The following is a 24,186-nucleotide window of genomic DNA, read 5'->3' on the forward strand; positions in this document are numbered from 1 at the left end:
TGCTGGGCAACCTTCAGACAGCCTTAAAGAGCTGTCTCGGTCAAGTCTCAGACCCTGGCCGGCACCGCCGGGTACGGCGCCGGCTCGACCTCCAGCTCGGCCATCCGCTGGATGTAGGTGCGGTAGGCCCGCCTGGCCTCACCATGAGCGCCACTGGCCTGGAAGGCGGTCACCAGGCCCAGGTGCGCGCGTTCGTCGTACTGGTCGCGCTGGAGGATCCGCAACAGGTACCCGGCAGTCGCATCGGGGTCGTCCTTGCCGCGCTCGGCAAGGACCCGTGCCACTCGGACGTAGAGCGCCCTGGCCTCTTCCCGCATGCCGGCCGCCCAGTCGGCGTACACGTCCTCTTCCAGGAAGTCCCCGCTGTACGCCGCCTCTGCCGCGCGCAGCAGCGGCATGCTGTTCCCGTCCAGCCCGGCACGCGCGTCGCGGAGGAAGCCCTCGACGTCGACGGAGGCCTGGTCGCCGTCCAGCCAGATGGTGGCGCGGTCGGCGCCGACGAAGCGGTCGGCCGGGAATCGCTTCTCCGGGTCCAGCACCGAGCGGACGGTCGACAGGGCGACCGAGAGTCTGGGTGAAGCGACTGATTCACCCTGGTCGGGCCAGAGCAGGTCCAGGAGCTGCACTCGCGCGACCGGACGGCAGCGGCGGGCGACCAGAATCTTGAGGAGGTCGCGAGCCTTCTTGGAGGGCCACTCCCCCAGCTGGACCGCTTTGCCGTCCCGCAGTACCCGGAAGCCGCCCAGGCACTCGATACGCACCGGCGCCGGCCCTGTCTGCTGGCTGGCGGCCAGGGCGGCTGCGGCGTACCGCGTCGCCCCCGCGGCCAGGAACTGCTGGTGAGCCCTCAAGGCAAGCTCGCGCCCCTCAGCACCTTGCGTACGCTCGGCGAGCATCAACTCGGCCCGCGCCTGCCCCAACGGATCACCCAGCTCATGCCGGATGTTCAGTACTTCGTGCAGCACCTCGCCGCCCTCTGCAGCCGCAAGCAGCTCCAGCGCGTCTGCCAGGCCTGCCCGGTCGCGGCGGCGACGGCAGAGTGCAGCGGACTCCTCTGCCGCGGCCGCTGCGTCCACCTTGTTCCCTGCATGCAGGGTCACCCAGCCCAGCGCCACTAGAGCACCCGAGAGTCCAGGAACCGGTCCGTAGGCCACTGCCTGCCTGGCGATCTCCGCAAGCTCCGCAGCTCGCTCCGGCTCCTCCACCGCAAGGACTCTGGCAAGGCCGGCCAGTGACGGGACCAGCGACTGCATGTCCTTGGTGTCGTCTGCCATGGCGATGGCTTCCTCATAGCAAGCCCTGGCCATCGCCCGATCACCGCGCTCGCGGTAGACCTCCCCTAGTACTGCGAGTGGCTGTGCCACCCGTTTCGACTCCAGCTTCTGGTAGAGCGCCCGCGACGCCTCCAGCTCACCGATCGCCTCGTCCAGGCGACCTAGGCGAAGCAGTGCCTCGCCGCGGTTGTTCAGCGCCAGCGCACGGAACACCGCGAAGCCTGCACGGTCCGCCAGTTCTAGTGCGATCTCCAGCTCGGCCAGGCCGCGAGAGTAGTCACCCTCGGCGATGTGGTGCGAGGCCCGGTTGACCCTGATCCGGATCGACTGCAGGAGGTCGCCTGCTCTTTCCGCATGCTCCAGCGCGCGCAGGTAGTGCGATGCATTGCCGCGTGGGTCGCTGTCGACCGCGGCCAGCATCGCCAGCACCGTGTGGACGATCGCAAGAGCGCGGTCGTCACCTGACACCCGGGCGGACACCTCGGCGCCCGCAATCAGCTCCCGGCACTCGTCGAACTCGCCACGCAGCCAGTGCGCGCCCGCCCACCAAGCCTGCAACAGCGCCTCGTCAGCGGGGTACTGTCCATCGATCCGCCCCCGCCGGTACATGGCGACCGCGACGTCGGTCCGGCCGCGCAGGTGATGGATCAAACCCAGCCGCCAGGCGATCCCGACCGGGATCTCGCCGTCGGGCTCGATGATGCGGTCGAAGCACTTCTCCGCACCCTGCCAGTCGCCGAGCACCTGCCGGGCTTCGCCTTCCAGTTGGTCCATCGCGACGTCTCGTAGCTCGTCCGGCAGCGAAGTGACGGCTACGACCACGGTCTCGGCCATGCCGCCGCTCACCATCGCATGCCCGCGTTCGGTGAGCATCCGGGCGACATGAGCCGGATCCACCGCCTGGTAGCAGGCCAAGGCGTCTCGCTGGTCCCCGACCGACTCGAACCACTGGCCCGCCTGCAGAGTCAGCTCGGCCATCCCGACCTCATCTCGGGACAGCCGATCGATGGCGAAGTCGCGGACGAGCGGGTTGAGTTCGTAGCCGTCCACCTCGCCGGCCGAGACGAGTAGGCCTCTGGTACGCAACTGCTGCAGGGTTTCCGCGGTCTCGGTCAGCCCCACCGCCTGGCAGAGCTCGGCACTGAACCTGGGCAGGACAGCAACGGCAGCAACCAATCGCCGTACGGCGGGAGGCTCTGCAGAGAAGACCTCTTCGGCCAGATAGTCGTAGAGCGGGCCATCCGACCGCACGGCTCTCCGCAACCTGCCCTGCCGCTCAGAGGCCGGTACTGTCCGCAGCGCCTCGACAGCAAGCCGCACTGCAGCAGGCCACCCCTGTACTGCGGCCTGCAGCGGCCCGGCAAGCTCCTCGGACCCCTCACCCAGTACTACATCCAGTACGGCGAGCGTCTCCTGCACGGTGAAGGCCAGCGCGGTCGCGTCGATCTCCAGCACCTGCCCCCGGCCGCGAAGCCTGTCGATGCCGAAGGGCATCGGGGTGCGAGACGCGATCACCAGATGCAGGGACGGCGGCGCGACTCGTACCAGGCACTCGATCAGCTTCGTGGCGGGGTCACCAGGGTTGAGCTCGTGCAGGTCGTCCAGCACGAGCACCAGGTCACCGCTGAGGTTCTGCTCGAGTGCGTCGGCCAGTAGAGCGGCGTACGCGAGAGCTCTGGTGGCCTGCTCGGCATCGGCGTCCGGACCACGCGGGCCTTGCAGCTCAGCAGCGAGCACTGCGGACAGCGCAGGCACCTGGCGCCGCAGTGCCTCGACCAGGCCGGTGACCATCGCGGCGAGCGAGCGGTCCTCAGCGCGGACCGTGTACCAGGCGCAGGGGCGCTCGGCGGCCCAGGAGCCGAGCAGAGTGGACTTGCCGAACCCGGCATCGGCCACCACCGTCAGCAGGCGTCGCCGGACGCCCTCGCCCAGCAGCTCGGTCAGCCGCGGTCGCGCGACGGTCCCCTCCATAGCCACACCTTCCTCCCCCGGTACGCGCCGCACCCGATGCCGGCTACCTGGACAGGACAGCACTGTGGGTAGTGACGCCGCAACAGTGCCGCTCCGATCTCACCGGCACTTCCACCCGGTACGCCGCCCCCGGCCGACCCGTTGCGCGAGGCAAACGGTACGCCGTCCGATCGGCGCCACGCCCGGCGTTGACGCTACCGGCCGCCACCGGGTCGGCGTGTCGCCGTAAGGTGGGTGCCCATGAACGACCGGCTGGTGTGGATCGACTGTGAGATGACCGGACTCGATCTCGAAAAGGATGCCCTGATCGAGGTCGCTGTGCTCGTCACCGACTACGAGCTGAACGTGCTCGGCGACGGCATCGACCTGGTGATCGCGCCGCCCGCGGCCGCCCTGGAGCAGATGGGTGACTTCGTCCGCGACATGCACACCGGCTCCGGGCTGCTCGACGAGCTGCCCAACGGCATCGCGCTCGCCGACGCCGAGCAGCAGGTGCTCGACTTCATCGCCGGCTACGTCAAGGACCCGCGCAAGGCCGCCCTGGCCGGCAACTCGGTCGGCACCGACCGCACCTTCCTGGTCCGCGACATGCCCAGGGTCGAGTCCCACCTGCACTACCGCAACGTCGACGTCAGCTCGATCAAGGAACTCGTCCGCCGCTGGTACCCGAGGGTCTACTACGCCACCCCCGCCAAGAACGGCAACCACCGCGCACTGGCCGACATCACCGAGTCGATCGCCGAACTGCGCTACTACCGGCAGACCGTCTTCGTGCCCCAGCCCGGCCCCGACACCGACACCGCGAAGGCCGCCGCGCACCTGGTCAGCGCCCCGATTTCAGGTATCTGACCTTCATCGCTATGATTGCCGAGCCGCGCTGATCGAGGCGGTAGAACATGGTGGGTATAGCTCAGCTGGTAGAGCACCTGGTTGTGGTCCAGGGGGCCGCGGGTTCAAGTCCCGTTACTCACCCGGCGTCGAAGGCGATCTGTGTCCGCGGAAAACGCGGAGCGGGTCGCCTTCGGCATTTTGTGCGCCTTCGGCGCGAGTGGGGGCTTCGCCACCCACACCCCCCTGTCGGTGGTTGAGTTGGGTGGGTCGCTCACCTTCGCTGTGAGTCGCTTGCCGGTTTTCTCTTGCGTCTGTCTGGGCTGTGGCGGGTCTTGTTGGTTTGAGGTTGCCGGGCTGCGAGGATCTTTCGGGTGAAAGCGTCGGGGTCTGTGTGGTTCGGGTACGGGGTTGCTGTTCTGGTGACTTTTCTGGTGGGGGTGCTCTCGTTCGGGGTGTTCGTGCTGGCGAAGGTGTTCGGGTCTTCTGGTGCCGAAGAGGCGCCGGTGAGTGTTCCGGAGGCGGTTGCCAGTCCGAGTGCTTCGCCTTCGCCTGCTCAGCGGGTGGTTCGGCCTACGGCTGCCGGGGTGATGGAAGTGCAGGTCGTGGAGGGGAATCCGCGGGCGCTGGTGCTGATTGTCGCCACGCCTACCGGGTGTGCGCAGAAGCCTCAGGCGATCACGTACGCCGAGGGTCCTGGAGCGGTTGACGTCCGGGTGACCCAGCGGAGGTATCGCGGTGGGTGCAAGTTGAAGGCGGAGCCGGTGCTCGCGGTCACCAAAGCACCCGTGGGCAAGCGGACGTTGCTGCTCAACGGGGTGCCCTGGACGGTGGGCGAAAGCGGTCAGTACGAAGAGGCTCTGCGCGCAGCTACTTCGTGATGCAGCTCGACGGGAGGTCGAACCACCTGAGGTGGTCGAACTCCTCGTTCACCGTCGCCTCGGGGTCGGAGTGCGCGTGGTGGCAGGCCGCCAGCAGTTCGCGCGCCTCCACCAGGTAGCCCACCAGAGCTTCCTCCGGGGCGGTGTCGTCGTGGCGGGGGTAGCGGAGTTTGCCATCGGCGTCGTAGCCGACCTGCGACAGACGCATCGGCGGCTCGACCGGTCCCCGGTAGTGCTTCCAGAGACCGCTCGCGGGGTCGAACCGGTAGTCCCCGAGAAGCCGCCAGCCCTCCTGGGCCACCAGCTTGACCGCTTCCACGACGTACTCGAAGACCGCTTCGGAGATGAAGTAGTTGAAGTTGACGCGCACCCAGCCGGGCTTGATGCCCTCACAGCCGTGCACGATCTCCTCGGCGAACTCGGCGGAGCGGGCCAGATCGATGTCGAGCAGCGTGTGGCCGTAGGGGCCCGCACAGGAACAGCCGCCACGGGACTGGATGCCGAACAGGTCGTTCAGCAGGGCCACCACGTAGTTGTGGTGCAGGTAGCGGCCTGAGGGCGCCTTCACCACGAACGACACGATCGACAGGCGTTCGGCGTCCAGGTTGCCCAGGATCTGCAGGCCCGGTTCGTCGCGCCAGGCCTCCACCGCGCGCCGCAGGTAGGCGTCCTCGTGGGCGCGGATCACCTCGATGCCGACCTTCTGCTTGAGCTGGAAGACCAGGCCGGCCCGGATCGACTCGATGATCGCGGGGGTGCCACCCTCCTCCCGGTGGACCGGGTCCTCGAGATAGCGGTGTCCCGTCGGGTTCACGAACGCGACCGTGCCACCACCCGGTACGTCGGGAACGCGGTTGCGCAGCAGTTCGCGGCGGGCCACCAGCACCCCCGGCGTACCGGGGCCGCCGATGAACTTGTGCGGGCTGAGGAAGATCGCGTCCTTGTAGGCCAGCGGATCCGCGTCGCGGCCGCCGTACATGTCGATCTCGATGTACGGCGCGGCGGCGGCGAAGTCCCAGAACGACAGCGCGCCGTGCCGGTGCAGGAGAGCCGAGACGCGGTGGGTGTTGCTGACGATGCCGGTGACGTTGCTGGCGGCCGAGAACGAACCGATCTTGAGCGGGCGATCGGCGTACTCGAGCAGCTTGCTCTCCAGCAGCGGGATGTCGATGTGCCCGTCGCCGTCCTGGCCGATCACCACCACGTCGGCGATCGATTCGCGCCAGGGCAGCTCGTTCGAGTGGTGCTCGTACGGGCCGATGAAGACCACCGGCCGCTGCTCGAGCGGGATCTGCTCGGTCAGCCGGTACTCGTCGTCGAGCTGGGCCGGGATCCGCAGGCCGAGGACGCCGATCAGCTTGTCGATCGCGCCGGTCGCGCCGGAGCCGCAGAAGATCACCGCGGTCTCGTCGTCCCCGCCGACGCTGTCGTGGATGATCTTGCGCGCGTCCTCGCGCAACCGGGTGGTCTGCAGGCCGGTGCCGCTGGACTCGGTGTGGGTGTTCGCGTACCGCGGCAGCACCTCCTCGCGGATGAAGTCCTCGAGGAAACCGAGCGCCCGGCCGGACGCGGTGTAGTCGGCGTACGTGACCCGGCGCGGGCCGTACGGACCCGGCATCACCTGGTCGTCACCGATCACCGACGCGCGGATCCGCGCCAGCAGCGGGGTGTCCGGCGGCATCAGGTCGCGGCCGGCGTCCTGGTCCGTACCGGTGCCGGCAGCCGCCGCGGCGCTGCTCAGGCTCTCCCCCTGCATCGTCATGGCGCCAGGGTAAGGCCGCCAGGTGATCTTCGTCGTGTGTCAGCCCGGACTCCGGCGGCTAGGGTCGGTCGCAGTCGAGCAGGAGGAGCTGGGGATGACGTTTTCCGAGGAGCTGTGGGAGTCCGGCGCCGCCAAGGTGTACGCCGAGATCGTCCAGCACCCCTTCATCACGGGGCTGACCGACGGGACGCTGAGTCGCGACGCGTTCCGCTACTTCATCGTCCAGGACAGCCACTACCTGCGCTCCTACTCCCGCGCTCTCGCGCTGGTCGCCGCCCGGGCCGTGGACGAAGACGCGGTCAGCATGTTCGCCCGGCACGCGGCCGACGCGATCGAGGTCGAGCGGGAACTGCACAGCTCGCTGCTGGGCTCACTGGACCTCACCTCCGCCGACGTCGACTCCATCGGCTCCGGGCCCACCACAACGGCGTACATGTCTTATCTGACTGCCGTCTGCGCCACCGGGACGTACGCCGAGGCAGTGGCGACGGTGCTGCCCTGCTACTGGATCTACCGCGACGTGGGCCGCGAACTGCTCAAGCACTCCTCGCCGGACCCCGTGTACGCGGAGTGGATCGCGGCGTACGGGTCCGAAGAGTTCGATGCCGTCGTAGAGTCGGTGCTGGCGGTGACTGACCGGCTCGGCGCCGAGGTGGGCCCGGGTGAACGCGAGCGTTGCCACCGGCACTTCGCCACGACCACCAGGTACGAGTGGATGTTCTGGGACGCCGCGTACCGCGAACTGGATTGGCCGGTCTGATGAGGGACTTCTACGACGTCGTCATCGTCGGCGGTGGCCACAACGGCCTCGTCGCGGCTTCCTACCTGGCCGGCGCCGGGCTGAGCACGCTCGTGCTGGAGCAGCAGGCGCACACGGGTGGCGCAGCGGTCAGCCAGCAGGTGTTCCCGGGTGTCGACGCCCGGCTCTCCCGGTACTCGTACTTGGTCAGCCTGCTGCCCGACAAGATCGTCGCCGACCTGGGCCTGTCGCTGGAGCTCCGCTCGCGCTCAGTAGCGTCGTACACCCCGGTACGCCGGGACGGGCGCGACCTGGGGCTCATGGTCGAGCGGCCCGAGGGTGCGGCGACGCGGGAGTCGTTCAGGGCGCTGACCGGCAGCGACTCGGAGTACGGGGCCTGGACGTCCTTCTACGACTCCGTCGCCTCGTTGGCGAGTGTGGTCGCGCCTACTCTGCTAGAGCCACTCACCACCGTCGCGGCGATCCGCAAGCAAGTAGACCCAGTGCTGTGGGAGGAACTGGTCGAGCGGCCGTTCGGTGAGGTCGTGGAGCGCCGGTTCAAGGACGACACCGTACGAGGCGTGGTGGCGACCGACTCGGTCATCGGCACCTTCGCCGGGCTGCACGACGAGTCGCTGATCCAGAACCGCTGCTTCCTCTACCACCTGATCGGCAACGGCACCGGCGAGTGGCGGGTGCCCGTCGGCGGCATGGGCGCGGTCACCGACGCCCTCGCCAAGGCAGCCCGCCAGGCAGGCGCCTCGCTGGTCGTCGACGCCGCTGTGACCTCGGTGGAAGCCGACGGCAAGCGCGGCTCGGTGACCTGGCTCGGCGGTGACGGAGAGCGATCCGTCGACTGCTCGTACGTGCTCGCCAACGTCGCGCCCGCGACGCTCGACGCGCTGCGTGGCCGGCCGGTCGTGGCCAAGCCCGAAGGCTCGCAACTGAAGATCAACCTGCTGCTCTCCCGGCTCCCCCGACTGCGGAGCGGCGACGATCCCACCAAGGCGTTCGCGGGCACCTTCCACATCGACGAGGACTACAGCCAGCTCGAGACGGCGTACCGGTCGGCCGCCGGCGGCTCGCTGCCCGCCGTACCGCCGTCGGAGGTGTACTGCCACTCCCTCACCGACCCGTCCATCCTCAGCCCCGAACTCGTTGCCTCAGGCCACCAAACCCTGACCGTCTTCGGCGTCCACTTCCCGAGCCGCTTGTTTGCCGCCGACAACGAGGCGGCCCGGGCCGAGTCCGTCCGCCGCACACTGGCCGGCCTGGAGTCCTACCTGGCCGAACCGCTCGACCCCTGCATCGCCCGCGACCCCGACGGCAACCCCTGCATCGAGGCCAAGACCCCGCTCGACATCGAGGAATCCGTCGGCATGCCGGGCGGCCACATCTTCCACGGCGACCTGCAGTGGCCCTGGGCCGAAGACGACTCCCAAGCCGGCCGCTGGGGCGTCGAGACCGACGTCGCCAACCTCCTGATCTGCGGCTCCGGCGCCCGCCGCGGCGGCGCCGTCAGCGGCATCGCCGGCCACAACGCCGCCCAGGCCGTCCTCACCCAACGCCCCTGAAGAACCGATTTCACATCCACCCGAATCCCCTGCTAAGCTCCTCTTCGTTCGAAGGCAACACCGCAAAACTGAACATGCGCCGCTAGCTCAATTGGCAGAGCAGCTGACTCTTAATCAGCGGGTTCGGGGTTCAAGTCCCTGGCGGCGCACCAACACCTAAGCCCTGGCAGACATCGCAATCTGTTCCAGGGCTTTCGTGTATCTCGCGCACACCACTGACCCACCACGCTGGCGAGCCTCGCTCTCAGCCGAGGCCCCGGCGGCCGATCCCGCATCCTCCATCGCCCAGATCTGCGATCACCCGCGCCTTCACCGTTTCGTGACTGTGTGTCACCTCACACCTCCTCCGGAAACAACTCAAGCCGACGAAACAGTCGTCCGGGCCGACCTGGTCACCTTCGTGCTCGGCACCGGCGCCCGTATCGGCGAATCCCTCGCCGTCCTCTGGTTCCAAGTCGACCTCGACGCAGCCATCGTCGACATCAGCCACACCATCGCCCGCGTCGAAGGCACAGGCCTCACCCGCGAAGAAGTCGCCAGAACTCTCGACTGGCCCAAAAACAGAATCCAACCCATCGAATCAGCTGTCCCGGCTCTTCAGCCCTCTGGTCTCGCAGCGGACCGTTCGCCGGGAGGACTTCCATATCGCGCTGACGGCGCCGGATCTTGACGAGGAACTGCCGACGCTGTGGCTCGAGGTCGATCTGGAGTTTCCCGAGGCGGGCGACGAAGACCCGCACGCAGCCGTGCCGCCGTTCTTCGCGCACATGTCGATCGATGCCGAGGGCAGCGTTCCTTCGGTCCGGATCCGGCTGACCGCGTACAGTCGGGTCAGCCCGGTGTCTTCACAATCACAGTCGGCGCGCTTTGGTTGCTACGCCACCCCGCTCGCGCGCACCCCCGCAGCTGAGGCCAGTAGTTCGCGGGTGTAGGGGTGTTGCGGGTCGGCCAGTACGTCGGTTGTCGGGCCCTGCTCGACGATGCGGCCTTGGTACATGACGACGACGCGGCTGGCGACGTACCGGACGACGGCCAGGTTGTGGGAGATGAAGAACATCGACAGGCTCAGTTGAGCTTGCAGCTCGCGGATCAGGTTCAGGACCGTGCCTTGGACGGAGACGTCGAGGGCTGAGGTGATTTCGTCGGCGATGATCACCTCCGGCTTTCCGGCTAGGGCCCGCGCCAGGGCGACGCGTTGCCGTTGGCCGCCGGACAGCTGCACGGGGAACTGAGCCGCCCGTGCGGGATCGAGGTCGACGAGTTCGAGCAGCCGACGGACCTCGGCGGCCCGGTCCGAGCCCTTGGGCATGGTCTCGGCGATCGACTTCCCGATGGTCATCCGCGGATCGAGCGACTGATAGGGATCCTGGAAGACCATCTGCACTGACCGTCGCACCCCAGCCCGTACGTCGATCGGTTGCCCGTCGAGGGTGATCCGGCCGGCCGAGATCGGGGCCAGCCCGACCGCGGCGCGGGCCAGCGTCGATTTGCCGGAACCGGATTCACCGACCAGTCCGACGATCTCGCCCGACGGCACAGTCAGGCTGACGTCGTCGACCGCGGTCAGACGGTGGCGGCCGTGGCCGTAGCGGATGGTGACGGATTGGAAGCGCAGTTCAGGCATCAGGACCCCTGAGTGGCGAGAGCCAGGTCGTGGGCGTGCCAGCAGGCGACGCGTCCGCCGTCGGACGACGTCTCCAACGGCGGCTCGACCTGGCGGCAGTGGTCGTCGGCCAGCGGGCAGCGCGGTGCGAAAGCGCAACCGGCCGAGACCTCCGCCAGGTCTGGCATCCGCCCCGGGATGACCGCGAGCGGTTCCTCCAACGACGTCTGCATAGTCGGTACCGCCGCCACCAGGGCTCGCGTGTACGGGTGCCGCGCCTGCTCCAAGGCCGGAAGGTCCTCGACGATCCGGCCGGCATACATCACCAGCACCCGATCGCAGATCGCGCTGACAACCGTGACGTCGTGGCTGATCAGCAGCAGCGCGACCTCGTCGGCCAGCCGGACCTCCTCGAGCAACTGCAGAATCTGCTGCTGCACAGTCACATCCAGCGCCGTGGTCGGCTCGTCGGCAATGATCAGCGCGGGCTTGCCCATCATTCCCATTCCGATCAGCGCACGTTGCCGCATCCCACCGGAAAACTCGTGCGGATACTGGCCCGCGCGCCGTTCCGGCTCCCGGATTCGCACCGCCCGCAGCCGATCAACAGCTCGCGCGTACGCCGCTTTCCGCGTCAGAGCGTCATGTTCGCGGGCGCCCTCGGCCAATTGGGCGCCGATTCGGCGTACCGGGTTGAAGGCGGTCATCGGATCCTGGAAGACCATCGCCAGCGACGTGCCCAGCAACCGCCGATGTGATCCCGTCAGCAGATCCGTCCCTCGGAACCGCAATCGCGACGCCGTCACCCGGATGGGTTCCTCGACCAGTTTCGCGATCGCGAGCGCTGTCAGCGACTTGCCGGATCCGGACTCGCCAACCACACCGACCGCCTCACCGCGCCGGATTCGCAGGCTCACCTCACGCACCGGTTGAAGCCCGTTCGGCAGCGTGACCGACAACGACCGGACGTCCAGCACATGCTCGGTATCGAGCTCCGGTACGTCGACTGCTACCGGCACACTAGGTGCTTGCAGCAACCGTCCGACGGGCGTCGTCAAGCCGAAACCCTTGGCCACAGCCTCGCCGAACAGGTTGAAGGCCAGCCCCGTGATCACTACGGCCACGCCAGGCGCCAACGCGGCCGCAGGAGTCACATAGATCCCGTCCAGACCGTCACCCAGCAGTCGTCCCCAGTCGTACTGCGGCGCCTGCACCCCCAGCCCGAGAAACGACAATCCGGCAAACGCGAGCAGCGAGCCACCAGCGCCGATCGTGGCGTTGACCACGAGCGGTTCCGCGATATTCGGCAGCACATGTCGCAGCAGCACCCGGAACCGCCCGATCCCAGCGGTCCGAGCCGCAGCCACGTAGTCCCGCGAGATCACCCCAGCCACGAGTGTCTGCGTCAAGCGCGCAAAGGCCGGTGCACTCGCCAACCCGATCGCCAGCACGGCGCCAGGCGCACCGACACCAAAGATCACCGCGAAGAACAACGCCAGCAGAAGCCCCGGGAAGGCCACCGCCACATTGACCGCTGCGACGACGAGTCGTCCGAGGCGCCGCCCGACCAGCGCGGGGAGCGTCCCCAGGACGAGACCGACCACGACTGCGATCAGCGTGGCCATCAAGGCCAACTGGATCGACAACCGGGTCGCGACGAGCACCCGGAAGAACAGGTCCCGCCCGAGGTCATCCGTACCGACCCAATGCCGGGCCGACGCCCCCTCCAGCATCGCGTCCGTGTTCACGTGATCGGCTCGTCCGGACCACAACATCGGAGCGACCACCGCCAGCGCAAGCACGGCGAACAGCAGCAGCCCGGCGCTCAGCCCAACGGGCGTCCGCAGTACCGACAGCCATCGACTTCTCATCAGCTCTCCCTGATCGCGGACCGCGGATCAAGCACCGCGAGAGCCACATCGACGACGAGATTCACCAGCAGGACTCCGACGCCGTACACGAGCACGATTGCCTGGACGATCGGATAGTCGCGGGCCAGGATCGAGCTGATCATCGTGGTCCCGAGCCCCGGCCACGCGAACACGTTCTCCACGAGCACCGTCCCCGCGACCATCACGCTCAGCAAGAGCCCGCCGAGCGTGAGCGTCGCGGTCAGCGTGTTCGGCAACGCATGCTCGAAGTACACCGCCGCGGGCCGAAGCCGCTTGGCCCGCGCAGTCCGCACGTAGTCGGCCGACAACACGCTCAGCATCTCCACCCGCACGATCCGGCTCAGTACGGCGGCCGGTCCGATCGCGAGCGCAACCACCGGCAGCACGTACGACGCAGGTCCGGATCGGCCGGCCACCGGCAGCCAGCCGAGACTCACCCCGAACACGTAGACCAGCCCCACCGCCAGCAGGAACTCGGGAATCGCACCCAGCACGACGCTCATGCTGGTGAAGGACAACTCGGCACGCCGAGCACGTCCACCGCGCGTCAGCACGCCCATGAACACCCCGATCGGGATCGAGACCACGACCGCGAGCAAGAACGCCAGCACTGCGAGCGTGGCGGTGGTCGGCAGCCGCTGACCGATCACCTGGGACACCGGCAGATTCGATGTGAGCGCCGTACCGAGGTCGCCGCTGAGCATGCCCTGCAGGTAGTGGACATACTGCAGCCACAGCGAATCGTTCAGCCCGAGCGCCTCGCGCTTGGCGGCGACCACCTCGGCCGTGGCGGTCGGCCCGAGCACGGTGCGCACGGGGTCGCCAGGCACGAGGTGGATCATCAGGAACGCCGCCGTGATCAGTACCCAGACCGACACCACGATCCGGCCAAGCCGGCGGGCCGCGAACCGCATCCAGGGATGGTCGAACACCGGCGTGGCTTCTACGGTGACCATGTCAGCCGGCCAGCATCCGGATACTCGACGGCACGAGACCGCCGATGTTCTCGAACCGCGCGCCCTTGCCGAAGGTCTGGATGACATCGTTCGCGAACGGAACCACGTCGACATCAGCCACGAGTTCCGACTCCGCCTTCAGCCACGCGGCACAACTGTCCGCGCCCTGGAGTTTGGCTGCCGCAGCGATCACAGCGCCGTACGCCGCATTGTCGATGTGCGCGAAGTTGGTCCCGCTCGGCGGCACCGGACCAGAGACGAACGGCACCAGCTGGTCGGGGGAGCTGGAGCCGACGCCGACCCAGGCGATGTCCCAGTCACCGGTCCCGAACAGCGACCCGTTGATCGCGGTGGTGTCCTTCGGCTTCGACGTGATCTTGACGCCGAGCTCCGTCCAGGCCTTCGTGGCCAGCTCACCGGCCGCCGAGATCCCGGTCCCGAACGCAGTGTTGAATGAGAAGGTCAGTGCCAGCGGCTTGCCGGCCTTGGCCCGTACGCCGCCTGCTCCCGCGACCCAACCCGCCTGGTCCAGCAGCTGCTTCGCCTTTTCCAGGTCATGGGTTGGCAGGACCGCAGAAACCGAGTCGCCGGGACACGCCAGAGGCACGACGGACGAGAGCGTGGTCGGCGCCGTACCGGATCCGGAGGTGAGGACCTTGGCGAGCTGCGGTAGGTCGAGAGCACGTGTGAGCGCTTCGCGGACCTCTTGGGAGGCAGCTGGGCGATCCGCAGCTTGGTTGAACCACATCTCACCGACCAGGAGCGGCATCTTGGCGGTGTACAGGTTCGCGCCCTGCAGTCGCTTGACGTCCGGTCCGAGCACGGTGGCGGCGTTCAGTCCGCCGGAGAGCAGGAGATTCGCGGCGGTGGTCGCGCTCGGGACGACCTTGGCCACAACCTTCTGCGGCAGACCGCTGGTCGCCGTACCGAAGCCGTCCGGTCCCCAGATGTAACCATCGCGTTTCGTCAACGTGTACTGGTCGTTCGCCGCAACCGACGTCAACGTGTAGGGGCCGGTGCCGGACATTCCCTGGGCCAGGACTTTGCGGTCCTGCAGGCCTTTGCCGCAGACCATCGGGAGCTTCGCCAACCCGTTGAGCACGAACGAACCGACGCGCGGCGCGGTCAGTGTCACCGTGCCCGCGGTATCGTCCGCCATCGCCTTCGTGCCGGCCGGGAGATAGACGCCGAGCAGCGGGCTCTTGTTCTTCGGGTCCGCGACCCAGGCGATGTTGGTGGCCACGTCCGCTGCGGTGAACGGCGCACTGTCGGAGCAGGTGACACCCTTCTTGACGGTGAGTTCGACCTGGTTGCCCTCCACCGTCCACGCGATGGCCAGGCCCGGCAGAAGCTTGCCGTTGGCATCGATATGGATGAGTGGGTCGTAGCCGAACCGCCCGAGCTGCTGGACCCAGCTGCTGGCTCCGGCCTGCGGATCGAGGTTGCCGGGGTCGGAGTCGATGTTGAACGTGAACGTGGCGCCGTCGACCAGGGCCTGATCCTCGGCCGCGGGGCTCGCGCCGCCGCAGCCCGAGGCGACCAGCACCGCTGCGCAAACAGCAGCGGGTGCAGAAATTCTCTTCATGTTCTCTCCGTAGCGTTACTGGCTCCAGCAGGGTGGGTGTGCGTCGCCCCACAGGGCGGCACTTTCGAGTTGCGCGGCCAACGCGAGCAGCTCGAGATCGTGGCGAGGGCGTCCGACGAGCTGCACGCCGTACGGCAGCCCGTCGTGGTCGAGATGTGACGGCAGGGCGACCGCCGGCTGGCCGGTCAGGTTGGCCCACGGGGTGTAGACCGACCACTCCAGCATTCGATCGATGATTCCTTCGATGCCGGTGGTCTCGAAGTACCCGAGCGGCACCGGCGGCCCGCTCGTCACCGGCGTCAGGACGACGTCGGCCTCCGTGGCGGCAAAGGCGCTGGCATAACGAACCTGGATCGTCTGTGCCTGCAGGACGTCCGCTCCGGACAGCTTGGCACCGACGTCGTTCAGATACTTCGTGTACGGCGTCAGTAGGCCGGCGCGCTCCGCGGGGATCAGGCCGGCCACGACCAGGTTGACGAGATAGCCGAAGTGCGTCCGCATCGCCTGCCGGACGCTCTCCTCCCAGCGAGCCGGGATCGGCACTTCCCGAACTTCGTGGCCCAGCTCCCGGAGCAAGGTCGCCGTCCGTTCGACGGCCCGCACACACTCAGGATGAGGGCTGACGTCGTCCAGCCCGGTGTCGGTCCAGAGGGCGACCTTCAGTGGCCGCGGTGGCTTCGCGATCGCGGCGGCGAACGACTGGTCCGGCCGCCATCCATTGAGGTCCCCGATCCACGGCTGAGCCATGACGTCCAGCAGGAGCGCCGCATCCGCGACGGTTCGCGCGAGCGGTCCCTCGGTCGTGGTGGGGAAGAAAGAGCCGGGCGGGACCGCGGCCGTCACCAAACCAAGGCTGGGCTTCACGCCGACCAGGTGACAGGTCGTGGCGGGGGTGCGGATCGAGCCTGCCCCATCGCTGGCGTGCGCAACCGGCAGCAACCCGGCGGCGACCGCCGCGGCCCCACCCCCGCTCGAACCGCTCGCGTACCGAGTCACGTCGTACGGGGTGACCGACGGCTGCGCCGTGACCGCGTTCTCGGTGTAGCAGGTGGCGCCGAACTCGGGGGTGTTGGTCTTTCCGACCAGCACGGCGCCCGCCTGCCGCAACAAGCCGGTGGCCCAGCCGTCGGCGTCCGGCACGGTGTCGGCAAGCGCTGCCGAACCGAAAGTCGTCCGTACGCCGGCGGTCACGTAGAGGTCCTTGATCCCCAGCGGGAGGCCGAGCAGCGCCGACCCGTCACCCGCAGCGATCCGCTGGTCGGCCCGCTTCGCCTCAACGAGCGCGAGCTCCGGCGTGACGGTGACGAAGGCGCCGAGCGCGTCGTCGTACTTGGCGATCCGCTCCAGGTAGTGCGTGGTCAGCTCGTGAGAGCTGAACTCCCCGGCCTGTAGTGCCGCCACTTGCGCCGTCGCAGACAGCTCGTGCACCCCGACCACCTCATTTCGCTACACTGTGCAGTTGAAGTAATGTAGAGCTGTCCGGCGAACCGTGCAAGCGTTCGGTGCGATCAGTGCCGCGCGAGAGCCAGGATCTCGAGAATGGCGTCCCGCGTGGCGGCCGGATTCTCCTGTGGGACAAGGTGCCCAGCGCCTGCGACAACCTCGACCCGACCGTTCGGCACGGCGGCCATCAGCGCCTCGGTCGCCTCATTGAAGGCGGAGCGGCGTTTCTTCATGCCGCGGTCGACCCGGCCTGCCTGGAGGCAGATCGTCGGCACGTCCGGTGTTCCGGCCGCTTGAAGTCTGCGCATGGTCTGCAAGGCGGGGACAACCTGGTGAGCCTCGCGGCGCGCGGCGCGCATGGCGCGGGCGCAGGCATAGTCGCGCACGAGGATGGCCCGATCGGCGGCGGTGATGTCGGGCGACCAGTGCGGCAAGGTCTGCTTGACGATGACCCCCTTGCCGCCGAGCCGAGCCAGCAGCTCCATCACCGCAAACGATCTGACCAGCAACTTGCTGTCGCTCTCGGGCATGACCTCGATGACGGTCGCGTCAATAAACACCAGCCCGGCAACACGGTCTGGGTGGCGCTCGGAGAACAGGCGCAGGATCGGACCGCCCCAACTGTGCCCGACGAGGACCACAGGATGCGTCTCGCCGATGGTGTCGAGCAGGGCCGTGAGGTCGTCGGTGATCCGCTCGAGCGTCCGGGCGGCCGGGTCGACGTCGCTGCCGCCGTATCCGGCGCGGTCGTAGGACAACGTGCGGGCGTGCGCGCTGAGCTCGCGCTGAGTGTGCACCCAGCAGGCGGCCGGCGCACTCATGCCCGCCTCGAAGACGACGAGCGGGCCGTCGCCCCCGCCTGCGGTGACTGTGCGCAAACGCCGGCCGTCGGGGAGCACGGCGTACGCCTCGGCCAGCCCGTCGCCTGGGAAAAGCTCCATGGAATCACCGTTTCGCTGAGGACCCTGCGGTCAGAACCTGGTGGACGACGACGGCGAGGGTGTCGAGGAACTCCGGGGGGAGCGCCTGACGACCGGCGATCCGCCGGTGCATCAGCGGCCCTTCGATGAGGTCGCCGATGAGCGCACGATCAGTGCTGGCAGCGATCTCGCCGCGGCTGATCGCTCGATCGATCGCCTGGGACAGCACCGCGCCACGTCCTTCGGCCATCCGACGAAAGGCCAGCTCCGCGTCCGGGTCCCGTTGCAGGTCGGCGGAGAGCGCGACCACGCCATCGATCCACGACGAGGACCAGGATTCGGCGAACGCACCGAGGATCGACCGGAGGTCGGTCATCAACGATCCGGTGTCCAGAGCAACAATCGGCGGCAGATGCTCGGTCAAGGCGTCGACCACGAGCTGGGCCTTGCTCGACCAGCGCCGATAGACGTCCGTGCGGTGCGCTCCGGCCGCGGTCGCCACCTCAGCCAGCGTCAGTGCGTCGTACCCGCGCTCGGTCAGCAAGTCCCAGGTTGCCTGCAGCAATCGCTTCTCAAGTTCGGGGTTCCGGGGACGTCCAGCCACAGGTACTCTCCAATACGCTACGCCTTGAAGTGGAATAACTGTAAGGGCTATCTTCCCACTTTGACCAGGGGGTGTTCGATGTACCTGACCCAAGGCCTGCACCGGGCCGTGCAACAGCAACCCGACACGCTGATGACGATCTGCGGCGACCGCCGCCGCACCTTCCGGGAGGTGGCCGACCGGGTCGCTCGCCTGGCCGGAGCGCTGCGCGGTCTGGGGGTCGAACCAGAGGACCGGGTGGGGATCCTCGCCCTCAACTCCGACCGATACGCCGAATACCTGCTCGCGGTGCCGTGGGCAAACGCCGTACTGAACCCGGTCAACATCCGCTGGAGCCTGGCCGAGATCGCCTATTCACTCGCGGACTGTGACACCCGTGTCCTGTTCGTCGACGACGCGTTCGCGCCGATGCTTCCCGCGCTCCGGACTGCCGTACCGAATCTGACCACGGTGATCCACCTCGACTCCGGGCCCGGCGCGCTGGGCTACGAGGCGCTGATCGCGGGGTCTCAGCCGATGGCTGACGCCCGCCGCGGTGGTGACACCTTGGCCGGCATCTTCTACACCGGTGGCACGACCGGCTTCCCCAAAGGGGTCATGCTGACCCACACGAACCTCGCCACCTCTTGGCTCGGTTCGGCAGCCACCGGCTGCATGCCAACCAAGGACTCCTGGGCCCTCCATTGCGCGCCGATGTTCCACCTCGCTGCGCTGGCGGTCTGGGGCGCCGCCCTCCTGGCCGGTGGCCGGCACGTCTTCGTCCCGAGCTTCAAACCCCAGCTCGTCTTCGAGGCAATCGCGGCACACGGTGTCACCGACGTACTGGTGGTGCCGACGATGATCCAACTGCTCGTCGACCACCCCACCATCGGCGACTACAACCTGACCAGCCTCCACGCCGTCCTGTACGGCGCCTCGCCGATCCCGGCGGCGCTTCTCGAGCGAGCGATGAAGGTCCTACCCAGTGTCAGCTTCACCCAGGGCTACGGCCTGACCGAGACCGCCCCCATCGTCACCATCCTGACCCCCATCGACCACCAGAACGGGCTCCTCCGCTCCGCAGGCCAAGCCGCACCCCACTCCGAACTCCGCATCATCGATGCTCTCGGCAACGAAGTGCCTCAGGCCACCGTCGGCGAGATCACGGTCCGCGGCGACCACATCATGCGCGGCTACTGGGACAAACCCGCCGAAAGCGCCGCCGCCCTCCACAACGGCTGGCTACATACCGGCGACGCCGGCTATCTCGACGACCACGGCTACCTCTACGTCGTCGACCGCCTCAAGGACATGATCGTCACGGGCGGCGAAAACGTCTACTCCGCCGAGGTGGAGAACGTCATAGCCCGTCACCCCGCCGTCGCCCAATGCGCCGTCATCGGCATCCCCGACCCCGACTGGGGCGAACGCGTCCACGCCGTCGTCGTACCGCACCCCGCCCAGTCCCCAACTCTCGAAGACCTCCGCGAACACACCAAGACCCTGATCGCCGGCTAAAAGGCCCCGCGCAGCCTGGAGCTCGTCGATTCCCTCCCCACCTCAGGCGCCGGCAAAATTCTCAAACGCGAACTCCGGAACCGCCACCGCTAAGCTTACGCATGCCTTTCCCCTGAGTCGGCTCTCGCCCGGCCACCGGCGATCAATCCAGCAGCCTCCCGTGATGCGGGAACTGGCGCTGCCGTCCGAGGACCGTTCCTCCAAGATGTCAGCCGTTCGCTGCTCCCCTTGATCAGTCGGCGACCAACAATCTCCGCGCCAGAAATTGCTGACTTCTCCGTTAACGGTCGGCGCGATCGGGTACCCCTCCGCGATCGACGGAGGTGTCGTGACCCGACGGTGGAAGGGAAGTTGCTGATGAGTGCCGTTCACGAGATGGTGCGGACGTACCCGAAGGATCTGGGTGGTATCGATCAGGGCAGGCTGGTCGCGTGCGTCGAAGCGTGTCTGTCCTGCGCGCAGACGTGCACGGCTTGTGCCGACGCGTGCCTGGCGGAGGATGCCGTGAGTGAGTTGACCAAGTGCATCCGGACGAACCTCGACTGCGCCGACATCTGCGCTGCCACCGTGAACGTTCTGTCCCGCCACACCGGTCACGACGCCGAACTGACCAAGGCGGTGCTCGAAGCCTGCGGCAAGGCCTGCGGTACCTGTGCTGACGAATGTGAGCGACACGCCAACCATCACGATCATTGCCGGATCTGCGCGACCGCGTGCCGGCGGTGCGAACAGGCTTGCAAGGAACTGCTGGCCGCCCTCGGCTGAGTTCGGCCGGTTCTGGCGGTGATCGGCGTGGCTGCCGGGCTGTTCGGAATCCGACCAGGCCTGTCGATCTGGGTCTGGCTCCTGACCGCGGCATGATAACGACCACAACCGCCGCACGACACCTTTGCTCCGGTACTTTTCCTGACGATGAGATGTGTTCGAACCCGGCCGCCGGCGCCGGAGGAGCCGGAGTGACGTGGCGATGCTGCTGTTGTGTTTTGCGGTCGCTCTGCTGGTCGCCGTACTGGTCTCAAGTCTGGCCAATCGGACGATCCTGTCCACGGCCGTGCTGTTCCTGGTTGCGGGTTTCGTGCTCGGTCCTGAATCGACCGGCGTACTCGACCTTCAGCCGGACTCGCCGGTGGTCTCGATCTTGGCGGAGCTGGCGTTGTTCGCTGTCCTCTTCACCGATGGGATGCGGGTCGGCTGGACCGACCTCCGGTCGGCCTGGCGCCTGCCCGGCCGGGCGCTCGGTTGGGGGCTGCCGCTGACACTCGGCCTCACGTCGCTGGCCGCTCACTACATCGTCGGCCTCGACTGGCCGGCCTCGTTGCTGATCGGCGCGATCCTTGCTCCGACCGACCCGGTGTTCGCGTCTGCGCTGGTCGGTAACGACAAGGTGCCGGCGAGACTGCGGCACCTGCTGAACGTTGAGTCGGGTGTGAACGATGGGCTAGCGCTGCCCTTCGTGATGGTCTTCTTGGCGGTCGCCGCCGGATCCGACGACCTGCATGGCGGTGAGCTCGCGACGGAGCTTGCCCTCGGCATCGTCATCGGGGTGGCGGTTCCCTGGATCGCGATCCGGCTGGAGCGGACCAGGTTCTTCTCGGCGTCGACGCAGTACGAGCCGTTGAACGCGGTCGCGATCGTCGTGCTCGTACTGGCGCTGGGGCAAACGTTGCACGGAAACCTCTTCCTGGCCGCCTTCGCCGCGGGTATCACCGTGGCGACGTTCGGACCGGCTCAACGCAAGGCCTTCGAGCACTTCGGCGAGCTGATCTCCGAAAGTCTGAAACTGGCCGCGCTCCTGGTCTTCGGTGCCCTGATCTCGCTGGAGTTTCTCAGTGAGATCTCCTGGCAGGGTTGGGTCTTCGCGGTGATCGCACTGCTCGTCGCGCGCCCGGCGGCGTTGGCGGTGTCGTTCCTGGGGTCGGGTCTCGGGCTGCGGGAACAGGTGGCCGCGATGTGGTTCGGGCCGAAGGGGTTCGCCTCGGTGGTCTACGGCCTGATCGTCTTGGAGTCCGGTATCCCGGTGGCCGACGAAGTCTTCCACCTGGTCGCCCTCACCATCGTGTTGTCGATCGTGGCCCACTCTTCCACTGACGTGTTGGTCGCCCGCTCCTTCGAGAACGCCGACCTCACACCAGCTCCGGACAGACCCTCTCCACGGTGAGCAGCCGTCGGTCGTTCCAGCTCACAGCGGTCGCCGGGCCAGTCGAAGAGTTGGATCCCGAGGGCGACGACCTGAAAGGTGGAGCTCTGTCGGCGCAGTCTCCCTGAAATCGCGGCCGCCCTCGCCCGAGTCGGTCTCGGTGGGCGTTCGTAACCAAACTTTGACCGGCCGGTTTCGATCACTTGACGTTTCCTTTGCGCGGCGGCGAAAACGGATTGGGCCGCCGCGGCAATGGACACCGGACCGACGTGATCCGAATGTCCAGCACAAGGAGGATGCAGATGGCCGGAACCGAGCCACAACCCACACTCGAGCGCCTCGACGACACTGATCTGACCCTCAGCAACATCGAGGACGATGTCCGCGGCCGCGACGTCGTCGACCGCGACGGCGAACCAGTCGGCAAGGTCGAAGGATTGTTCATCGACCGGGAGGAGTGCCGCGTCCGACTGCTGGAGGTCAGTTCCGGAGGCTTCCTGGGCATCGGCAAGACCATCCAACTGGTTCCCGTCGACGCAGTGATCGCAGTCAGCGTCGACGTGGTCCAGGTCGAGCAGGACCGCGAGCACGTCGCCCGCGGACCCGGCTACGATCCCGACCTCGCGCGAAGGGAACCACCTCGCTACTTCGCTGACATCTACGGCTACTACGGAGCAGCGCCGTACTGGACCGCCGGCTACACGCCCCCACGCTTCCCGTACCGCTGACTCCGATCGGCCGATGTCACGAAGTCTCAAAGCTCGCGTCAACCCGCAGTCACGTCACCAGTGATGTGATGGCGGCTGCACCCGAACCGCGACGGTGTGACACCGACAGAGGGAGTGATCCGATGAAGGACGGGCCGCCCTACCGATCGATCGCCACGATTTCCCAGGAGGCCGTCCTGTGGGTCGCCGGCCTGCTCATCTCGCTCGGCTTCTTCGGACTCCTGCCGGCAGCAACGAAGAATCTCGAGGTATTCAGCACCTGGTGGAGCACTGCTGCTGATGCGCGACTGTTCGGTCTGTCCGAGGTCTCGTTGCTGCACAACTTCCTCCATCTGCTCCTCGGAGCAGCAGCCCTGTTCGCCTCAAGCGCCGACCGGTGGGCGCGCGGCTTCCTGCTCGGCGCCGGGATCGCGATGACGATGCTTGTGGCGTACGGGCAACTGGCGACCGATCCCCTACTCGACAGCCTGGTCCCCGATGCCCCGGCCGATGCCTGGCTGCACGGCACTCTGGGGATCGCGATGATTGCGATGGGCGCCGGCCACCGTCAGATCCATCGCTCCCGCTCGACGACCAACTGATCCGCACGGGCCGCCAGCCGAACCTCGTCCTCGTTCGCGCCGGCGATCTGATCCGCCGCGACGTAGCGGTCGTGGTCCATCAGCCCGGCCCCCGCCACCTTCAGAAACCCACGCTGGATCAACCGCCCGGCAAGTTGCGGGTCCACTTGCGGTTCGGCCGACATCAAGGCCCGGGCGAAGGCCTCGTTGAGGTCTTCCTCGGCGAACGGCTTGTCCTTGTCCGGTACCGAAGCGGACGGATCGCCTTCTCGGACGTACTTCACCGCCCCAATCAGCGCACCGTCGACATCGATGACCGGCATGCCCTCCCAAATCAACTGCAGAACCGGCCGTTCCGGTAGGGAACGATCAATCACAGCCATCACTTCTCCTCACCGCTGCTCAACTGCCTGTCTAGCCTGCCCTGCGGCGAAATTCTCGGCTCACGACGGAAATACACGGGATCTCAAAGTGTTCGCAGCGCCGCCGTCAAGCCGGCCTTCGAGTACCTGGCCTCAGTTGTCCCGATCGAGCAGAAAGCGCGGTGGGTCGCCGGCCAGCCCCGCACCGGAGTTCAGCCAGGCAGAGACTTCTTCTGGATGCCGCCGCTCGAACTCGGTCAACAGGTATTCGCGCGCGGAGGCGACCGTCACCTTCTGACCAGAACCACTGGGGCGCGAGATCGATGCGAGGCTCGAGCACCACACCGCATAGAGCTCGGCATCGCTCCAGTAAGCGAGCTCCTGGTACGCCGTCGGACGCGGTTCGGCCGCAGCCGCTCCGAGAGTGTTGTCTGCTGGTCCTGACTCACCGTCCGCCCACCTGCGCACCCTTCCGACGAACGGCGGCGAAGTGCATGCCACCCCGACGACCAGCGGCACCAGGGCGGCACCCATCGTCGGCCCGAAGCCATAGCAGGCCACGGCCGCCGAACCCGCGCACACCGCCGACTTGGCGACCTTGGTCACCAGCACCCGGGTGGCGGGGGCGGGCTTCTCCGCGAGCAGGTGAAGATTTCCGCTGATCACCCCGGCGCAGACACCGACGGTCGCGAAGAGCAGTACGACGACGAATACCGGGGAGGTCGCCGCGCACAGCGCTACGCCCACACAGACAGTCAGCGCCGTCCACGTACTCCAGACAGCCCGGTAGGCACGCATCCGTCAGTCCCACCCTTCGCGCTCGACCAGATCGAGCACAGGAAAACGGGACGCGGGCAGACGCTCGGTCAC

Annotated in this window: 21 protein-coding genes and 2 tRNA genes; 12 read left to right on the plus strand and 11 right to left on the minus strand. The window is 67.6% G+C overall.

Annotation, left to right across the window (positions count from 1 at the left end):
• Positions 1-47: 47 nt before the first annotated feature.
• Complete coding sequence (locus tag OX958_RS25715) at positions 48-3,245, minus strand: tetratricopeptide repeat protein (protein ID WP_270132026.1); 3,198 nt, start codon at positions 3,243-3,245, stop codon at positions 48-50.
• Positions 3,246-3,485: 240 nt separating this feature from the next.
• Between OX958_RS25715 and orn the strand changes: the two genes are divergently transcribed.
• The 3 genes from orn to OX958_RS25730 all read left to right on the plus strand — a co-directional run bounded on the left by orn (position 3,486) and on the right by OX958_RS25730 (position 4,954).
• Positions 3,486-4,094, plus strand: coding sequence for an oligoribonuclease (gene orn, locus OX958_RS25720; protein ID WP_270132028.1), 609 nt, complete (start codon positions 3,486-3,488; stop codon positions 4,092-4,094).
• Between the two features lie 50 nt (positions 4,095-4,144).
• A tRNA-His gene (locus OX958_RS25725) sits at positions 4,145-4,217 on the plus strand.
• A gap of 278 nt (positions 4,218-4,495) precedes the next feature.
• On the plus strand, positions 4,496-4,954 hold the full coding sequence (locus tag OX958_RS25730) for a hypothetical protein (RefSeq protein WP_270132031.1): 459 nt from the start codon (positions 4,496-4,498) through the stop codon (positions 4,952-4,954).
• Here OX958_RS25730 and OX958_RS25735 read toward each other — a convergent pair.
• The gene (locus OX958_RS25735; RefSeq protein WP_270132033.1) at positions 4,944-6,716 is read right to left on the minus strand and encodes an aminotransferase class V-fold PLP-dependent enzyme; all 1,773 of its coding nucleotides are present in this window, start codon (positions 6,714-6,716) and stop codon (positions 4,944-4,946) included. The genes OX958_RS25730 and OX958_RS25735 overlap by 11 nt on opposite strands.
• A gap of 94 nt (positions 6,717-6,810) precedes the next feature.
• Here OX958_RS25735 and tenA point away from each other — a divergent pair, with 94 nt between their 5' ends.
• From tenA to OX958_RS25755, 4 genes are all read left to right on the plus strand, one after another.
• A complete protein-coding gene (gene tenA, locus OX958_RS25740) occupies positions 6,811-7,476 on the plus strand; it encodes a thiaminase II (protein WP_270132034.1) in 666 nt (221 codons plus the stop codon).
• A complete protein-coding gene (locus OX958_RS25745; RefSeq protein ID WP_270132037.1) occupies positions 7,476-9,029 on the plus strand; it encodes a phytoene desaturase family protein in 1,554 nt (517 codons plus the stop codon). Before tenA ends, OX958_RS25745 begins: the two co-directional genes overlap by 1 nt.
• A 76-nt stretch (positions 9,030-9,105) precedes the next feature.
• Positions 9,106-9,181 (plus strand) — tRNA-Lys (locus tag OX958_RS25750).
• A gap of 44 nt (positions 9,182-9,225) precedes the next feature.
• Positions 9,226-9,699 carry a hypothetical protein gene (locus tag OX958_RS25755; protein WP_270132039.1) on the plus strand — a complete coding sequence of 158 codons (474 nt, stop codon included), beginning with the start codon at positions 9,226-9,228 and terminating at the stop codon, positions 9,697-9,699.
• 204 nt (positions 9,700-9,903) lie between these two features.
• Here the strand turns inward: OX958_RS25755 and OX958_RS25760 are convergent, their stop codons facing one another.
• The 7 genes from OX958_RS25760 to OX958_RS25790 all read right to left on the minus strand — a co-directional run bounded on the left by OX958_RS25760 (position 9,904) and on the right by OX958_RS25790 (position 18,032).
• Positions 9,904-10,653, minus strand: coding sequence for an ABC transporter ATP-binding protein (locus OX958_RS25760; RefSeq protein ID WP_270132041.1), 750 nt, complete (start codon positions 10,651-10,653; stop codon positions 9,904-9,906).
• On the minus strand, positions 10,653-12,503 hold the full coding sequence (locus OX958_RS25765) for a dipeptide/oligopeptide/nickel ABC transporter permease/ATP-binding protein (protein ID WP_270132044.1): 1,851 nt from the start codon (positions 12,501-12,503) through the stop codon (positions 10,653-10,655). Before OX958_RS25765 ends, OX958_RS25760 begins: the two co-directional genes overlap by 1 nt.
• Positions 12,503-13,480, minus strand: coding sequence for an ABC transporter permease (locus OX958_RS25770; protein ID WP_270132047.1), 978 nt, complete (start codon positions 13,478-13,480; stop codon positions 12,503-12,505). Before OX958_RS25770 ends, OX958_RS25765 begins: the two co-directional genes overlap by 1 nt.
• A gap of 1 nt (position 13,481) precedes the next feature.
• Positions 13,482-15,065, minus strand: a complete 1,584-nt coding sequence (locus tag OX958_RS25775) for an ABC transporter substrate-binding protein (protein ID WP_270132050.1) — start codon at positions 15,063-15,065, stop codon at positions 13,482-13,484.
• Positions 15,066-15,080: 15 nt separating this feature from the next.
• Positions 15,081-16,493, minus strand: a complete 1,413-nt coding sequence (locus OX958_RS25780) for an amidase (RefSeq protein WP_270132052.1) — start codon at positions 16,491-16,493, stop codon at positions 15,081-15,083.
• Between the two features lie 80 nt (positions 16,494-16,573).
• Positions 16,574-17,449: an alpha/beta fold hydrolase gene (locus tag OX958_RS25785; protein ID WP_270132054.1), complete on the minus strand. Its 876-nt coding sequence runs from the start codon at positions 17,447-17,449 to the stop codon at positions 16,574-16,576.
• Between the two features lie 4 nt (positions 17,450-17,453).
• On the minus strand, positions 17,454-18,032 hold the full coding sequence (locus OX958_RS25790; protein ID WP_270132056.1) for a TetR/AcrR family transcriptional regulator: 579 nt from the start codon (positions 18,030-18,032) through the stop codon (positions 17,454-17,456).
• Positions 18,033-18,110: 78 nt separating this feature from the next.
• On the opposite strand from OX958_RS25790, the gene OX958_RS25795 reads away from it, so the two are divergent.
• The 5 genes from OX958_RS25795 (at position 18,111) to OX958_RS25815 (ending at position 22,975) form a co-directional block, all read left to right on the plus strand.
• Positions 18,111-19,529, plus strand: a complete 1,419-nt coding sequence (locus tag OX958_RS25795; protein ID WP_270132058.1) for an AMP-binding protein — start codon at positions 18,111-18,113, stop codon at positions 19,527-19,529.
• Positions 19,530-19,904: 375 nt separating this feature from the next.
• Entirely contained in the window at positions 19,905-20,294 is a 390-nt protein-coding gene (locus OX958_RS25800; protein WP_270132061.1) for a four-helix bundle copper-binding protein, read from the plus strand.
• A 202-nt stretch (positions 20,295-20,496) separates the two neighbouring features.
• Positions 20,497-21,687, plus strand: a complete 1,191-nt coding sequence (locus OX958_RS25805; RefSeq protein ID WP_270139150.1) for a cation:proton antiporter — start codon at positions 20,497-20,499, stop codon at positions 21,685-21,687.
• Positions 21,688-21,968: 281 nt separating this feature from the next.
• Positions 21,969-22,394 carry a PRC-barrel domain-containing protein gene (locus tag OX958_RS25810; RefSeq protein ID WP_270132064.1) on the plus strand — a complete coding sequence of 142 codons (426 nt, stop codon included), beginning with the start codon at positions 21,969-21,971 and terminating at the stop codon, positions 22,392-22,394.
• A gap of 122 nt (positions 22,395-22,516) precedes the next feature.
• The gene (locus OX958_RS25815) at positions 22,517-22,975 is read left to right on the plus strand and encodes a DUF4383 domain-containing protein (protein ID WP_270132066.1); all 459 of its coding nucleotides are present in this window, start codon (positions 22,517-22,519) and stop codon (positions 22,973-22,975) included.
• Here OX958_RS25815 and OX958_RS25820 read toward each other — a convergent pair.
• Together OX958_RS25820 and OX958_RS25825 are read right to left on the minus strand one after the other, a co-directional pair.
• Positions 22,942-23,337, minus strand: a complete 396-nt coding sequence (locus OX958_RS25820) for a hypothetical protein (protein ID WP_270132068.1) — start codon at positions 23,335-23,337, stop codon at positions 22,942-22,944. The genes OX958_RS25815 and OX958_RS25820 overlap by 34 nt on opposite strands.
• A 132-nt stretch (positions 23,338-23,469) precedes the next feature.
• Positions 23,470-24,114 carry a hypothetical protein gene (locus OX958_RS25825; RefSeq protein WP_270132070.1) on the minus strand — a complete coding sequence of 215 codons (645 nt, stop codon included), beginning with the start codon at positions 24,112-24,114 and terminating at the stop codon, positions 23,470-23,472.
• Positions 24,115-24,186 lie beyond the last annotated feature (72 nt).

The organism is Kribbella sp. CA-293567 (assembly GCF_027627575.1).
Taxonomy (GTDB): domain Bacteria; phylum Actinomycetota; class Actinomycetes; order Propionibacteriales; family Kribbellaceae; genus Kribbella.